This window comes from Lactococcus ileimucosae (assembly GCF_943193185.1).
Taxonomy (GTDB): domain Bacteria; phylum Bacillota; class Bacilli; order Lactobacillales; family Streptococcaceae; genus Lactococcus; species Lactococcus ileimucosae.
Genome location: NZ_CALPDE010000033.1, coordinates 1 through 15,524 on the forward strand (window position 1 = coordinate 1; position 15,524 = coordinate 15,524).

The following is a 15,524-nucleotide window of genomic DNA, read 5'->3' on the forward strand; positions in this document are numbered from 1 at the left end:
TACGCATGAGAAAAGCTCCTTGTTAAAATGGACGAAATATTTTTTTATTTCTTGTCCATTTTAACAGGAGCTGTTCACGACTCCATTTTTTCTTTTTATCATTTCTTGTCGTCTTTCAGAAATTTCTGTTTAAACCGCTTTTCCCTTCCGATATTCATCCATCATGTCCATAAAGTCGTCAAATAAATAGCTGGCATCATGCGGCCCCGGCGCTGCGTCAGGATGAAATTGAACCGAAAATGCTGAATAACGCTTATGACGAATGCCTTCAACTGATTGGTCATTGATTTCTACATGAGTAATCAATAAATCTTCGGGCAAATCTTCGGCTGATACAGCATAGCCATGATTTTGACTGGTAAAGTCAATTCTTCCAGTCGCAATTTCTTTCACCGCATGATTGAAACCACGGTGTCCAAACTTCATCTTATAAGTCCTTGCTCCATTGGCTAAACTGAAAAGTTGGTGACCCAAGCAAATCCCAAAAATCGGAATCTTCCCCTGAATACGCTGAATCATCTCCACAGCTTGTGGGACATCTGTTGGATCCCCAGGACCATTGCTCAGCAAGACACCATCTGGATTCATAGCCAAGATTTCTTCTGCTCCTGTGTTATAAGGCACAACTGTAATATCACAATTGCGCTTTGAGAGTTCTCTTAAGATTGAATGTTTAAGCCCAAAGTCGACAACGACCACTTTTCTTCCTGTATTTGGTGCGGAGTAAGCCGTTAAAGTGCTGCTTTTCTCCACTTGATTATTGGGTAAAACAGTTGCTTTAAGTTGACTCATCTGATGCTCAAGATCATCTTTGATATTGACCAGAGCTGCTTTCATCGTTCCGTGCTGACGGATAATTTTTGTAAGTGCCCGTGTGTCAACCCCAGTTATCCCTGGAATATTTTTGGCTTTCAAAAATTCATCTAAAGACATCTGTAGTCTCCAGTTGGAAGGGCGACGTGCTACTTCGCTGACAACGATTGCCTTACAGCTTGGATGAATGGATTCATAGTCGTCTCGATTGATTCCATAATTTCCTACCAATGGATATGTAAAAGTCAAAATCTGTCCATTATAAGATTGGTCAGTAATGGATTCTTGGTAACCTGTCATGCCTGTGCTGAAGACAAGCTCCCCTGTTATATCCGTGTTGGCACCAATTGATTCTCCCTCAAAGATAGTCCCATCTTCCAATATTAACAGTCGCTTCATAGATTCCTCCGATAATTCTTCGCTCAGTGACGCAACACAGCTTCCAAAATGGCCATACGTGTATAAACACCATTTGTCATTTGTTGAACAATGCGACTCTTCGAGCACTCAACGAGACTATCAGCTATCTCAACATCACGATTAACAGGTGCTGGGTGCATGATAATTGCTGTATCACGAAGCTGTTTCGCACGTTCTACTGTCAAGCCATAACGCTCATGGTAATCTTCTTTTGAAATGATATCTCCAGCAGTGTGACGTTCGTACTGTACACGAAGTAACATGTGCACATCCAGTTCCGGCAAGATATCATCAAGTTTGGCATAGGTGCCATAAGCACCAAATTCTTCTTCGTTGTACCATTTTTCAGGACCTGTGAAATAGAGTTGTGCCCCTAGTCTATTGAGCATCATCATATTTGACTTGGCTACACGAGAATGTGTCAAGTCACCAGAGATGGCAATCTTTAGTCCTTCAAATTTACCAAATTCTTCATAAATCGTCATCAAATCAAGCAAACATTGGCTAGGGTGCTGACCACTACCGTCTCCACCATTCACAATTGCACAGCTGATGCTGTCAGATTGAATTAACTGTTCATAGTACTGTTCTTCGGATGAGCGAATGACACAGACTTCTACGCCAAGCGCGTCTAAAGTCAAAATCGTATCATAAAGCGTTTCGCCTTTGCTGAGGGCGCTTGTACCTACATCAAACTCCAGCACATCCAATCCAAGTTTACGCTCTGCGATATGGAAAGAGTTGTGCGTCCGCGTACTGTTTTCAAAAAAGAGATTGGAAGTGAAAATTTGGCGCTCGTTTTCAAATTTCGCTGTCCCTTTTTTAAACTCAGAAGCACGTTTGATTAAGCCCATTACTTCTTCTGTTGATAAAACTTCCATGCTTGTCAAATGTGGCAAGCTCACTAAACCATTTGTTACTGACATTATAGGTCTCCTTTACCCTCATCGCACTCTCTCTGTAGTACGATTTTTTTAAATGTTGATGAACGACGATAAGTTGCTCTGAGTGTTACTGTTTGCCAGAGCAAAACTTTATATTAAGCTTCCTCTGGTAAAACCAGGTTCAGCACAATACCAATGATTGTTGCAATAGCTACAGATGAAATCTGTAAGTTTTGCGTAATTTCAAGGACCATACCACCGATACCGATGACTAAAACGACACTTGAGATTAATAAGTTACGTTTGATATCAAAGTTAATCTTATTTTCCACAATGATTTTCAAACCACTTGCAGCAATTACCCCGAACAAGGCGATTGAGGCTCCACCAATAACTGGACTTGGAATCGAGGTCAAGAGGGCTGTGATTTTTCCAACAAAGCTGACCACGATAGCCAAGACCGCTGCACCTGCAATCACATAAATCGAGTGAATCTTTGTAATGGCCATAACACCAATGTTTTCACCGTATGAAGTAACTGGCGGTGCTCCAAGAACTGAGGCAATGACCTGTGCCAAACCATCACCAGACAAAGTTTTGTCAAGACCTGGATCTTTAAAATAATCTTTTCCCGTCAAGGAATTTAGAACCATGATATGACCAAAGTGCTCTGTCATTGTGACAAAGGCAATCGGTCCCATCGTCAAGATAGCCGACGGATAGAAGGCCCATTTATAGCTGAAAAATGGAATTTCCATCGTTGGCAGTGCCAGCCAGTTTGCATGTGTTACATTGTTAAAATCTACAATAGTGTGTCCTGTTATTTTACCAATGATGATAGCCGCGACATAGCCTGTAACAATCCCGAGTAAAATAGGAACTACTGATAAGAAGCCTTTACCGTAGATACTGAAAACAACAATCGCCATAACAGTAATCATCGAGATAATCAGGAAAGGTAAGCTATAGCCTGTCATCGCTCCAGGATTTGTGTACATTGAATCATTGATGGCGACAGGTGCAAGTGAGAGTCCAATAACCATAACGATAGGTCCCACAACGATTGGTGGAAGCACACGATCAATCCAACCCTGTCCAGCAAAGCGGACGATAAGGGCAACGAGTAAATACACTAGACCACCTGTTAAAGCTCCCTGAGCGATGGCTGGCATTCCCCCTTGTTTCATTAAAAGTTGCATCGCTCCGATATAGGCAAAACTAGAACCCATGTATGCCGGTACCTTAAACCGTGTTACTGACATATGGGCCAAAGTTCCTAAGCCTGAACTGAGCAAAGCAATGGCCGGGTCAATCCCTACAAGGATTGGAACCAAAACCGTTGAGCCAAACATGGCAAAGAGATGCTGGAAAGATAAGCCAAACCATTGACCGCCTTTGGGCTTTTCATCAACTTTCAAAAGAATATCTGTATTACTTGCCACACTTATGCCTCGTCTTTCTTAATTAAGATGCTGTCTACACCATCTATTTCTGCCATATTCACAATTATCTGCTCGTCTTGGGCTGTTGGGATGTTTTTTCCAACATAATCTGCACGAATCGGCAATTCACGATGCCCACGATCGACAAGCACCGCAAGCTGCACACGGGCAGGTCGGCCACGTTCCACTAAGCCATCAATTGCTGCACGAATTGTGCGTCCTGTATAAAGCACATCGTCCACCAGTACAATATCTTTCCCAGTAATATCAACATTGATTTCTGTTGTATCTTCTGTCGCTTTCTTATCGTCACGGAACGGACGTGTATCCAGCTCTCCTAAAGGCATATCAATATTTTCCAATTGTGTTAAGCGCTCTTGGATACGTTGTGCCAAGTATACGCCACGCGTTTTAATTCCGATAAGGACTAATTTGTCCAATTCCTTGTTTCGTTCAATAATTTCATAAGTGATACGTGTAATCGCACGTTTCATCGTAATTTCATCGATGATTTCTTTTTTTGCCATAAAACACTCCAATATAGAAAAATTCCCTAGTCCAAGGGCTAGGGAAGGCATCAGAAAATACTCTATAATATACTTTAATTAAGTTCATTTAAGATTCTGACCTTGCCTGCCTCTCTGGACACACTTAAAGGTTATAGAGATTATAGCAAATCCTCTATTTTTTTGCAAGAATTTATGATTTCAGGTTTGGAAAAACTACGTAGACTTGCAAATTATCATTGTTTCTAAATTACGCCAACAACAATATATTAAAAGCCGAAAAATGACTTCCTCGGCTTTTTTGCAGCATATAGACACAATCTCCCCTTCTACATGTTATAGCGTTCAAGAAAAATTATGCCCTACTTTTCAATGGTTCCATAAAAAACGAACAACTTCTTGATTCTAAATAGTGATTAAAGTTTTACCACAAAAGCTTCATAAGGTCTGAGTGTGCTTCCATTCAAGTCTATTTGACCATCAGAATAGTTATGAATAAGAATTTCTTTAACTGTTCCTTCTGTTGAAAATGGGGTCTCGTTCACACTAAAATTAGCGACTATTAGCCACTTTTCTCCCCTATAAGAACGTACATAAGCAAAAACTTCCTCTTCTGTTTCCGTTAAGAGTTCAAATTCGCCCCAAATAACTAAAGGATTTTCCTTACGTAGAGCAATCAATTTTTGATAAGTGTAGAAAATAGAATTTTTATCTTTTAGAGCAGCTTCAACATTTATTTGCTTATAATTCGGATTCAGAGCCAACCAAGGCTTGCCTGTTGTAAAGCCTGCATTATCTTGTGCATTCCACTGCATAGGTGTCCGGGCATTGTCACGCCCTTTGGCATTGATGGAAGTCAGAATCTCCGCTTTACTGTAACCTTCTTCCAATCTTTCATAGTACATGTTCCGACTTTCGATATCATCGACTTGCTGGATATCCGTTACAGGGCTATTGGTCATCCCAATCTCTTCCCCTTGATAGATATAGGGTGTCCCTTTCATCATGTGCAACAAAATTGCTAGCATTTTAGCAGATTCTACTCGATATTCTTTATCGTTGCCCCAGCGTGAGACAATCCGCGGCAAATCATGGTTATTCCAGAAAAGAGAATTCCAGCCTTCATCTCCAAGTTCTGTTTGCCATTTACTAAAGACTTCTTTTAATTTTGAAATCTCTAGCGGAATCAAATCCCACTTGGTTTTTCCTTCTGCTTCATCTAAGCCGATATGTTCAAATTGAAAAACCATAGAAAGTTCTTTATTGACTGGGTTAGAATATTGTTTTGCAATTTCAGGCGTTGCACCCCAAGTTTCTCCTACCGTTAAGAGATTTTTTCCGCCAAAAGTTGCTTGGTGCATTTCTTTTAAATAATCATGCAGCTTTGGTCCATTGCCTGTTATCCCCTTATCCGGCTGTTTTCCTATAAGATCAATAACATCCATACGGAAACCACCGATGCCTTTGTCTATCCAGAAATTCATCATGTCATAAACTGCCTGACGTAGTGCTTCATTTTCCCAGTTCAAGTCGGGTTGCTTTTTGCTAAATAAGTGTAAGTAATATTGGCCTGCTGTCTCATCCCACTGCCAAGCTGATCCCCCAAATAGCGATTTCAAATCGTTAGGCAGACTGCCATCCTCAGCTGCATCTCGCCAAATATAATAGTCCCGATATTTACTTTTTTCAGATTTTCTCGCTTCGATAAACCACGGATGCTCATCACTGGTATGGTTAACAACCAGATCCATAATAATCTTAATCCCGCGCTTCTCTGCTTCAGAAATCAATGTTTCCATATCTGCCATCGTTCCGAACTCATCCATGATTGATTCATAATCTGAGATATCATACCCATTATCATCATTAGGTGATTTATAAACTGGGCTAAGCCAAATGCCAGTGATGCCTAATTTTTCCAGATAATCTAGACGAGAAATAATCCCTTTAATATCTCCAATCCCATCACCATTACTGTCTTGAAAACTACGAGGGTAGATTTGATATATTACTGCTTCTTGCCACCAATTTTGTTTATCCATGATTCACCTCTCTTTTAATGCAAACGGTTGCTTAAAATTATGATAGCATTTTTAAGCAAAATGAGCAACAAAAGAGAGCATTAATTTTTTCGAAAAGGCTGCTCACTTTTTCTTCAAAGCCAGCAAGTGAGAATATTCCAAGTCATATGTTGCTAAGTCAATCCCGAAAACTTTTTCTTGCTTTTCCAAATCATAGACAAGAAGATTTTTCCAAGTCAAGATCCACACTTTGCCGTCTTTATCAAAGTCGACATTGATAAGCATGTCTTCTGTAGAATAGTTCTCCATAAGTGATTCATTAAGTTCTAAGCGACTGATTTTTTGGGTGCCTATGTCATAGAAGCTTATTATCATTGAGGGATCAAAACCATCATTCGTATGACTTATGGCTAAAGTTTTTTCGTCATTAGATACTGCTATTTTGTGTGGTTCATCTTTCCCCAAGCTAACTTCCTTACGTGCCAAACTGTCCTTATCAAGGATAACTAATTTATCTTGTGGAGTGGGTTCATATGGATTGCTTTTCAGTCGATAACTTGTATTTGTCAGATAAAACTTATCTCCTATCAACTTTATATCTAAAAAAGCTTCTGAATTTGCTACGGCAGCACTTGCATTGGTGATTAATCTTTCATCTACCTTCTTTAAATTCTTTTTATCAAAAATCACAAGATTATTGTGCGTGTATTTATCTCCTTCATTCATCGTACTATTCAAAACATAAATATGTTTTTCATCTGTTGCTGCAGCATGCATCACGTTACCAGCTGTATCTGGGAATTTAAATTGCTTTTTTAGTGTTTTCGACTTATCATATTTGTGAACCGAGCCTCCATCAGGTTGACTGGTCATAGGATAGTAAAAATTTCCGTCAAATCCTGCACCTGTGATAGGTCCTTCGGGGTATTCTGCTTTTGATAAGCTGCCTTTTTCAATATCTAAGCTGACGACTGTTTGTGGACCTCTTGGAAAAGGTCCTGGTGCGAAATCTTCAAAAACAAAGAAATGATTATTTTTAGAAGCAGGTTGAAGATTATGGGTTGCAGTCTGCTCTCCTAGCTTTACTTTGTCTTCTGAACGTTTCTTTGCCCCTTCATTAGTCTTCTCAAAACCCACAATTTTTTTGTACGACATGATATAAAAGTCAATTTTTTTACTTGTTTTAAAGGTTTGATCGCCTTTAGGGGCATCTCTATAGACTAAAAAGACGGCACCAAGTGAGAGAAAAACAGCAGCTAGGACTGGTAATATTATTTTTTTCATTGTTCAATAGACATCCTTATTTCGCACGGTAAATCAACTGGACTTTATTATTATAAAGCAGCTCCGAGGGATGGATAGCCCGTGCGCCTAGGATATCATAAGCAGAAGTATTGAGATTAACCTTAGCAACATCCATATAGGCTGCCCAAACCAACTGCGAACAGTAAAAGCTGTTCCTATTATTGGTTCGGTAGAAGTTGAAGTTATAAGGTTTGCCTACCTGTCTCCCCGCCCAATGTCCTGCATGCCAATCTTGTGAGACAGATGTTGATTTTACACCTGTTTGCCAGACATTATGGTTGCCTACTTTTCCACGACTTTCAAAGTTAGATTGAAATCTAACCCCATTTGTATAGGGGGAAGACTCTGCAGTAACTTTGGGATACTGAGGAGCTACTATTCCCGCATGCCAGCTGCCTGAAATCCCTCTATTTGTAATGGCAATCACACCATCACGCCAGGTCCAGTTGCCATATCGTGCACGTGTACGGTCTGTCTTGTCAGGAACTACGGGTAAGTTATCGATCTTTTCCATGATCTTATTTTCCTTCATCTCTTAATCGACCATCTTCAAATACATTTCTTCCAGTTCTTTTTCCATTTTTCTTGTTTCTTGCGTATCTGCTGAGCGGCTACTCCTTTCTAATTTTTTGACATGTTCTGCCATCCTTGCTTTCAAGTCTTCCAAGGATTCAGCTTGGACTTGACCTGCTCCTCCGGACATTAATAAAGCAAGGCTCATCAGTCCGATAGACAACTGTCTTTTCTTCTTCATCATAGGTTTCCTCTTTTCTAATAGTTGTTCTTTTAGCTTAACATAGTTTTGCCATTCACAATGTTCTAATTATGTAAGGAAATATTAAATTAACGAAACAATATGTATTATTCATGAAATGATTTGGTTTTTTGCAATTAACATAACTGAATCTCAATAAAACAGAAAAACTCCTGAATAATTAAGTTCAGAAGTCTTTCGAAAAAAATAGATTAAAGGAAGCAATTATCTTTAGTAAAGAAGAAATCAAAAAAAGCCACCAAGGTGACTTTTCTGGAGATTTTCTTACAAATCGTTGATATCGAAGTCTTCGCCGAGGAAGTCCGCGAGTGAGAAACCTTCTTGAGTTTCTGGAAGATCGTAGCTTGGTTTTGCTGCCTTACGTGGTGCGCGTGGTTTGCGTTCACGTTTTTCACCGTCTTCGTTGTTACGAGCTGGGCGAGCAGGCGCTTCTTCCAAAGCCTTGATTGAGAGTGAAATACGTTCTTCTTCAGGTTTCACATCAAGAACTTTTACATTCACAACTTGACCAACTTTAAGCACATCTTTTGGATTTTCAACACGGTCCCAAGAAATTTGTGAAACGTGAACAAGTCCTTCAACGCCTGGGAAAAGTTCAACGAATGCACCAAAATCAGTGAGACGTTTAACAGTTCCTTCAACAGTTGAGCCAACTGGTGCTTTTTCTTCAACTTGTTCCCATGGGCCAGCTTGTGTAGCTTTAAGAGAAAGTGAAAGACGACCAGCTTCTTCATCAAGTTTCAAGATTTTAACTTCAACTTTGTCACCAGGTTTTACAACGTCTGCTGGACGTTTGACACGGTTGTGGCTAAGTTCTGAAACGTGAACAAGTCCATCAATACCACCAAGATCAACGAATGCACCAAAGTTAGTAACACGTGAAACAGTACCTTCAACGATATCGCCTTCGTTCAATTGAGCAAAAGCTTCTTTGCGCATTTCGATATTTTCAGCTTCAACTACAGCACGGCGGCTAAGGATGAAGCGGTTTTCTGCAGCATTAATTTCGATAATTTTAGCTTCAATTTCTTGACCAACAAATTTCTTCGTATCTTTAACGAAATATGTGTCAATCATAGATGCTGGAATAAATCCACGCACACCGTTATAATCTACTGAAAGTCCGCCTTTAACATCTTTAGTAACCTTAACAGTAACGACTTCACCCTCTTTGCCTTCAAGTTCAGTCCAAGCTTTACGCGCTTCAAGACGTTTTAATGAAAGAAGGTATACATTAGCACCTTCAGCGTCTTTACCAACAATTTGTTTGATAACGAGCAAATCAAGAATATCACCAGGTTTTACGAATGTATTGATATCAGCATCACGGTCGTTTGTGATTTCGCGAAGTGTAAGGACACCTTCAACACCTGTACCAACGATAGCAACTGTTGCTTGCCCATTTTCGATAGTAAGGATTTCACCCTTTACGACATCACGTACTTTAACGTCCTCAACGCTGTTTAACAATGTTTCAAATTCATTCATTTGTAAAAAAATTCCTCCAACAATTTGACTGTCTACAGTCTTATGACTTAGTATATCACAACTATGAGAGAAATGAAAGCTTTTTTATGCATTTTTTCTTCTTTTTTACAAAGAATAGCTTGAAATATTTTCAAATACATTTTAGACCTGCTCTAGTAGTATTTTTCCTAAAAGCTACGCAATTTTTAAGTGTGGAATTTTTCCTTTCATGCTCTGTTATTAGCATTGTTGAAATGCCGAATGGTCAATTTTTGTCCCTGAGCGATCATGTCTCTCAAGCCCACCTCTGTCCTCGCGTAAGAAGCCAAATCAACTCACACCTTGTTTACTGATATTGCATAATCTGCCCATTTTTATAAGCAAAGTCAATCAAGGCTCCGCCAAGGCACTCGTCTCCATCATAGAAAACAACGGCTTGTCCTGGAGTGATTGCACGTACAGGCTCAGCAAACTTGACCGTAACCTTATCTCCTTTAACAGCGATTGTTACGTCTGTATCTTCTTGACGATAGCGGAATTTAGCTGTACAATGCATTTCAAATTCTTCAGGCATTGGGCGGGTAAAGCTCAATCCACTTGCAGTTAAACTGTCTGAATACAGGTGTTCATGGTGGAACCCCTGCCCAACATAGAGTGTATTGCTGCTCAAGTCTTTCCCTACAACAAACCATGGTTCACTTGTCGTTTGACCTTGTTGACCGCCAATACCTAAACCACCGCGTTGCCCAATGGTATAGTACATGAGTCCGGCATGAGTTCCCATTTCTACACCATCTAGTGTCATCATTTTACCGGAAGTTGCGGGAAGGTAGTTTGACAAAAATTCTTTAAAATTCTTTTCACCAATAAAACAAATTCCTGTCGAATCTTTTTTCTTGGCTGTTGCCAATCCTGCACGTTCAGCAATCGCACGTACTTCTGGTTTTTCTAAATGCCCAAGTGGAAACATTGTTTTCTTCAGTTGCTCTTGTGACAATTGGCTTAGGAAATAGGTTTGGTCTTTATTATTATCTACGCCACGAAGCATATGAACTGTGCCATCTTCGTCTGTTGTGACACGGGCATAGTGTCCTGTTGCTACATAGTCAGCCCCGAGTTCCATTGCGTAATCAAGAAAAGCCTTAAACTTGATTTCTTTATTACACATGACATCCGGATTAGGTGTGCGCCCTGCGCGATATTCCGCCAAGAAATATTCGAACACGCGGTCCCAATATTCTTTTTCAAAGTTGACAGAATAGTAGGGAATACCAATCTGATCGGCTACTGCTGCTACATCTTTATAATCCTCTGTAGCTGTACATACACCATTTTCGTCAGTATCGTCCCAGTTTTTCATGAAGACACCAATGACGTCGTAACCCTGTTCTTTTAGCAATAATGCTGTAACCGAACTATCGACACCACCGGACATACCGACAACGACTCTTGTTTTTGAATTATCCATTATTTGTTCACCATCTCTTTCTATTTTTATTAGATTTCCTATTTTTCTTTAGAAAAACAAAAAAGCTTACATTCAGTTGAAGGCTGAAGTAAATAATAGGTAACGACTTATTATAACAATTTTTTCCGGAAATAAATAGACCGCGAAATGCTATAATAGAGATATGATTGAACATACAGATAATCCTTTAATTTTCAACATGGAAATCAATAAAAATAAATACGCAAACCTTGCTGAAACAAAGCGAGTTTGTCCTTTTTGTGATACTCCAAATCTCAAAGACATTTTGGACCATCAAGAGCACAAAATTTGGCTCAAAAACAAATTTCCGACCATTGAAAATTCTTTAATGACTGTCATTATCGAATCTGACAAACACCTTGGTGATGTTTCTACATACTCCGTACAAGAAAATAGACAAGTTTTTCGTTTTGCTTTTGAGTGCTGGCAAAAGTTGCTGGACGACTCTAAATATAAATCCGTACTCATGTTTAAAAACTTCGGGCCGCACTCTGGGGGAACTTTACGCCATCCGCATATGCAAATTGTTGCTTTGTCAGAGGCCGATGGTTACGAACATATCTCTCCTGAAAATTTTGAAGGTGTGACACTTAAGGAAAACAGTGTAGATATCACGCTTTCTACACGGCCAATTATGGGTTTTGTTGAGTTCAATGTCATCATTTCTCATCTTGAGTATATCGATCATTTGGCAGACAAGGTTCAGATTATTACACAATATTTATTAAATGACTATATGAATGGTCGTTGTGATTCCTACAACCTTTTCTTCTACAAAATGCCAGACAGTCAGCGTTATATCTGTAAAATCGTTCCTCGTTTCATTACTTCCCCTTATTATATCGGCTACAAAATTCCACAGGTCAATAAAAACAATCGTTTAGAAGAAATCGCAAGAGAATTAAAAGAAAAACTGGGCTAATGAAAAGAACCGAGTAAAATAGATTGTACTGTAAGTTTTTTACAGTGTCTATTTTAGGAGATTCTTTTCAACATAATCCAGTTTTTCTTTTATAAATTAGGTTATAATAAAAGCATGTTTGATTTTATCAAGAAAAATATGTGGTTGCTGCTAGGAAGTTTTGTTCTTCCTGCTGGATTGCTTGCGGTTGCTTTTGCCTTCCTCGGCATCTATTGGGGAAGTGACACTTCTATTCTTGCTGGCGATGCTTATCATCAATATGTCGCTATTCATACCCTCTATCGCGATATCCTTCATAATAGTAACCTAGGTTTTCTCTATGCCTTCACCAATGGTTTGGGGCTCAATCTTTATGCTTTTTCGGCTTACTATATGGGGAGTTTCTTCATGCCCATTACTTATTTTTTCAATGTTCATAATATGCCTGATGCGTTATATCTGATCACACTTTTAAAGTTTGGAACTATTGGTCTCTCAAGCTTTGTTGCATTGAAAAATATGTATAAGAAGCTTCCCTCTCTCCTCATCCTTGCTCTATCGACCTCCTTTACTCTAATGAGTTTCTTAACGAGTCAAGTGGAAATTATTATGTGGTTGGATGTCTTCATTTGGCTTCCTTTAATCATATGGGGAATGCATGCGCTACAAGACTTTGGAAAACGTCGTCTCTATTTCATTACCTTAAGCCTCTTATTTATCCAAAATTACTATTTTGGTTTTATGGTTGCTCTTTTCCTCATTTTTTACTTTCTAGCGCGTTCAACATTCCAAAAATGGTCCTGGAGAAAATTTTTTGATTTTGCTCTCACCTCTGCTTTATCTGCTTTCACAAGTTTAGTTATGCTATTGCCCATGTATCTGGACCTGAAAGCAAACAATAGCCAGGCTGTATCGCAAATAGATGCGCTCTGGACTCAAAATTCTGATCTTTTTGATCTTTTTTCTAAAAACTTCATTGGTGCCTATGACACCACGCAGTATAATGCTGTACCAATGATTTATCTCGGGCTTCTTCCCCTTCTTCTTGCCCTTACTTTCTTCTTCCTCCCCCAAGTCAAAAGGCGGACCAAACTTGCATTTGGTGCCTTGCTTACTCTTCTGATTGCTTCCTTCTATCTTCAATTTTTAGATTTAGCGTGGCAAGGTATGCATTCACCTAACATGTTTTTACATCGCTATGCTTTCCTCTTCTCCTTGATTATTTTACTTCTGACTTGTGAAACGCTCACACGTTACAGGCAAGTGAAATTATGGATGCTTTTATTGCCTTTTGTCTTCCTTAGTCTTGCCTTTATTAGCACAGCCTTGTTGGGAGGATACCCTTATATTTATGCCCTTCATGTTCTCCTTACTTTGCTTTTTATGCTGGCTTACTTCCTTGCTGCTTTAACTTTCTTTAAAAAATGGCTCCCTTGGCGTCCTCTGCTTATTATCCTTTCTCTATTCATGGCCGCAGAGGCTGGTCTAAATACTTATTATCAGCTTTCTGGTATCAAAAGAGAGTGGAATTTTGCCAGTAGAAATTATTACAATACCCAAACTGAGTTCATACACCCCCTTATCGCAAATGTCCATTCTCGGGCAGGCAATACGTTTGTCCGAACTGAAAATATAGCGCCTGACACTGCAAATGACGGCATGAAATATAACTATAATGCACTGTCCCAGTTTTCTTCCGTTCGTAACAGTAACTCCAGTAAAATCATGAAACTCCTAGGATTTCATGCGGATGGCACCTATCTTAACCTCCGCTATCCTGAGAATACTCTAATCATGGATTCGCTGCTTTCTATAAATTATAATATCAATCAATTTCAACCGGAAAAATATGGTTTTAAACAAATGAAGCCCTATCTGTTTGAAAATAAAAACGCCTTGTCTTTAGGTATATTTGTCCAGGAGGGTTTTAAAGATGCTCCTCTCATTGACAATAAAAAAGAATTCTTGAAAAATCAAGAATCCTTTCTTAACCATCTGACACATCGCCGTGAAAAGTATTTCACTCAGTTCTATGCACACTCTGAAACAAGCAACAGTAATATATCAGGAAACGAAAATCAAGTTACTCTTACGCGGAAATTAGGAGAAGAGGGCGGTGTTTCTGTAAGTTATGATCTTACAGCTCCTGCCCACAGTCAGATTTATCTTGAGCTTCCTAATGTGAGCTATCTCAGTCAAAATTCAAAAACAACGACGATCAGTATCAGTGCTGGGCCAAAAATCCTCCATGTTTATAATGTAAACAGCAAGGATGTTGGAAACTTTTATAATTTAGGTTACTTTGCAAAGACTACACCTTTAAAAGTAAGTGTTTCTTTTCCAGAAAACACCCAAGTTTCTTTTGGAACAACAAGATTCTGGGCCCTGGATACAAATAAATATCAAGCGGCTATCGATAGCTTGAAAAAAACAGAAGTCAAGACGACGCAAGTCAAAAATGGAATTCATCTGACTTACAAAGCAGACAGCTCTGGACAGCTCTTCCTCACACTTCCTTACGATAAAGGGTGGACTGCTAAGCTGGATGGAAAACCTGTTAAACTAGATAGGGCGCAGCAAGGTTTCATGAAACTAGACGCTCCTGCAGGACAACATAAGGTGGAGCTTCAATTTTTCCCGCAAGGGCTTAAGGCTGGGCTAACTTGTTTCTTTGTTGGTATCTTTTTATTTATTGGTTATGATTTTGTAAAGCGAAAAAGCAGTATGAGGGACCAGGAACACTAAGTTGAGAGAGACTTGCAAAGTTTAAACATCAAAAAACCGCTTGTTCTTGACACGCAGGAGTGCCATGGCAAGCGATTTTTCTTTTGAGTCTACTCGTCCCTATATCTATGTTTCAGAATCTTGTATTATTATAGGGATAATTCTGTTATTGGTGAACGATGATTGCGGGGCGGACACCTCTATTCGGAGCCGCTGGACCAGTACCATAACCTGCTCCATTTAGTTGACCTTGAAGATTGTGCAAAGAAGAACCAACTAACCAAACCCTGTGACCGCTCACAACACTAGGAGTGCGAAGGAGCCAACCATCATTTTCTCCCTGATCTGTTGCTCGATTAGAAAAATCAGTAAATGCCCTACCCGGTCCTGATAGACGAACTACATCTGCCAAGGAAAGTGCAAAGGCCCGCGGAGTACCGCTTGGATCAACTTGGGTTGTATCTGCCTCAACTTCTGGGAATGCATGCAGATTGGCTGGTAACCATCTATTCTGCCCCTCCCAAACGATATCAGCATCCGCCACAACTCCTGTGTCAAAGCTATCCGCTACAGGTTGAGTCATAGCTTGAACTGCTGGGTCAAGCGCAGCGTACCATGTGTTAAGGCGATTATCCTGTTGGAAAACACCTTCTCCAAGGAAAGAGTCATTCCGAATAATCAGATGATTCCCACTACTCATATTCTCCAAATAACGGTACTGCTCCCCAGCCATGGTGAAGATAGTCCCCGGTGCCATGAGGCTAAAGTTGATTTGGT

The 15,524-nt window shown here is 39.6% G+C and carries 12 protein-coding genes and 1 pseudogene; 2 read left to right on the plus strand and 11 right to left on the minus strand.

Annotation, left to right across the window (positions count from 1 at the left end):
- Window positions 1–129 precede the first annotated feature (129 nt).
- The 10 genes from NFR51_RS10130 to mnmA form a co-directional block, all read right to left on the minus strand.
- Window positions 130–1,212, minus strand: a complete 1,083-nt coding sequence (locus tag NFR51_RS10130; RefSeq protein WP_251713538.1) for a carbamoyl phosphate synthase small subunit — start codon at window positions 1,210–1,212, stop codon at window positions 130–132.
- A 23-nt stretch (window positions 1,213–1,235) separates the two neighbouring features.
- Window positions 1,236–2,159, minus strand: a complete 924-nt coding sequence (locus tag NFR51_RS10135) for an aspartate carbamoyltransferase catalytic subunit (RefSeq protein ID WP_251713539.1) — start codon at window positions 2,157–2,159, stop codon at window positions 1,236–1,238.
- A 113-nt stretch (window positions 2,160–2,272) separates the two neighbouring features.
- The gene (locus NFR51_RS10140) at window positions 2,273–3,559 is read right to left on the minus strand and encodes a uracil-xanthine permease family protein (RefSeq protein ID WP_369948880.1); all 1,287 of its coding nucleotides are present in this window, start codon (window positions 3,557–3,559) and stop codon (window positions 2,273–2,275) included.
- A gap of 2 nt (window positions 3,560–3,561) precedes the next feature.
- Complete coding sequence (gene pyrR, locus NFR51_RS10145; protein ID WP_251713540.1) at window positions 3,562–4,086, minus strand: bifunctional pyr operon transcriptional regulator/uracil phosphoribosyltransferase PyrR; 525 nt, start codon at window positions 4,084–4,086, stop codon at window positions 3,562–3,564.
- Window positions 4,087–4,481: 395 nt separating this feature from the next.
- Window positions 4,482–6,107 carry a glycoside hydrolase family 13 protein gene (locus NFR51_RS10150; RefSeq protein WP_251713541.1) on the minus strand — a complete coding sequence of 542 codons (1,626 nt, stop codon included), beginning with the start codon at window positions 6,105–6,107 and terminating at the stop codon, window positions 4,482–4,484.
- Window positions 6,108–6,209: 102 nt separating this feature from the next.
- A complete protein-coding gene (locus tag NFR51_RS10155) occupies window positions 6,210–7,370 on the minus strand; it encodes a YncE family protein (RefSeq protein WP_251713542.1) in 1,161 nt (386 codons plus the stop codon).
- 16 nt (window positions 7,371–7,386) lie between these two features.
- Window positions 7,387–7,905, minus strand: a complete 519-nt coding sequence (locus tag NFR51_RS10160) for a YiiX/YebB-like N1pC/P60 family cysteine hydrolase (protein ID WP_251713543.1) — start codon at window positions 7,903–7,905, stop codon at window positions 7,387–7,389.
- A gap of 21 nt (window positions 7,906–7,926) precedes the next feature.
- Complete coding sequence (locus tag NFR51_RS10165; protein WP_251713544.1) at window positions 7,927–8,148, minus strand: hypothetical protein; 222 nt, start codon at window positions 8,146–8,148, stop codon at window positions 7,927–7,929.
- A gap of 282 nt (window positions 8,149–8,430) precedes the next feature.
- Complete coding sequence (gene rpsA, locus NFR51_RS10170; protein ID WP_202230828.1) at window positions 8,431–9,654, minus strand: 30S ribosomal protein S1; 1,224 nt, start codon at window positions 9,652–9,654, stop codon at window positions 8,431–8,433.
- A gap of 325 nt (window positions 9,655–9,979) precedes the next feature.
- On the minus strand, window positions 9,980–11,104 hold the full coding sequence (gene mnmA, locus NFR51_RS10175) for a tRNA 2-thiouridine(34) synthase MnmA (protein ID WP_251713548.1): 1,125 nt from the start codon (window positions 11,102–11,104) through the stop codon (window positions 9,980–9,982).
- Between the two features lie 160 nt (window positions 11,105–11,264).
- Between mnmA and NFR51_RS10180 the strand changes: the two genes are divergently transcribed.
- Both NFR51_RS10180 and NFR51_RS10185 read left to right on the plus strand, forming a co-directional pair.
- Complete coding sequence (locus NFR51_RS10180; RefSeq protein WP_251713545.1) at window positions 11,265–12,044, plus strand: DUF4931 domain-containing protein; 780 nt, start codon at window positions 11,265–11,267, stop codon at window positions 12,042–12,044.
- 114 nt (window positions 12,045–12,158) lie between these two features.
- On the plus strand, window positions 12,159–14,768 hold the full coding sequence (locus NFR51_RS10185; RefSeq protein ID WP_251713546.1) for a YfhO family protein: 2,610 nt from the start codon (window positions 12,159–12,161) through the stop codon (window positions 14,766–14,768).
- A 145-nt stretch (window positions 14,769–14,913) separates the two neighbouring features.
- Here NFR51_RS10185 and NFR51_RS10190 read toward each other — a convergent pair.
- Window positions 14,914–15,524: pseudogene (locus NFR51_RS10190) on the minus strand (hypothetical protein); the annotation flags it as partial.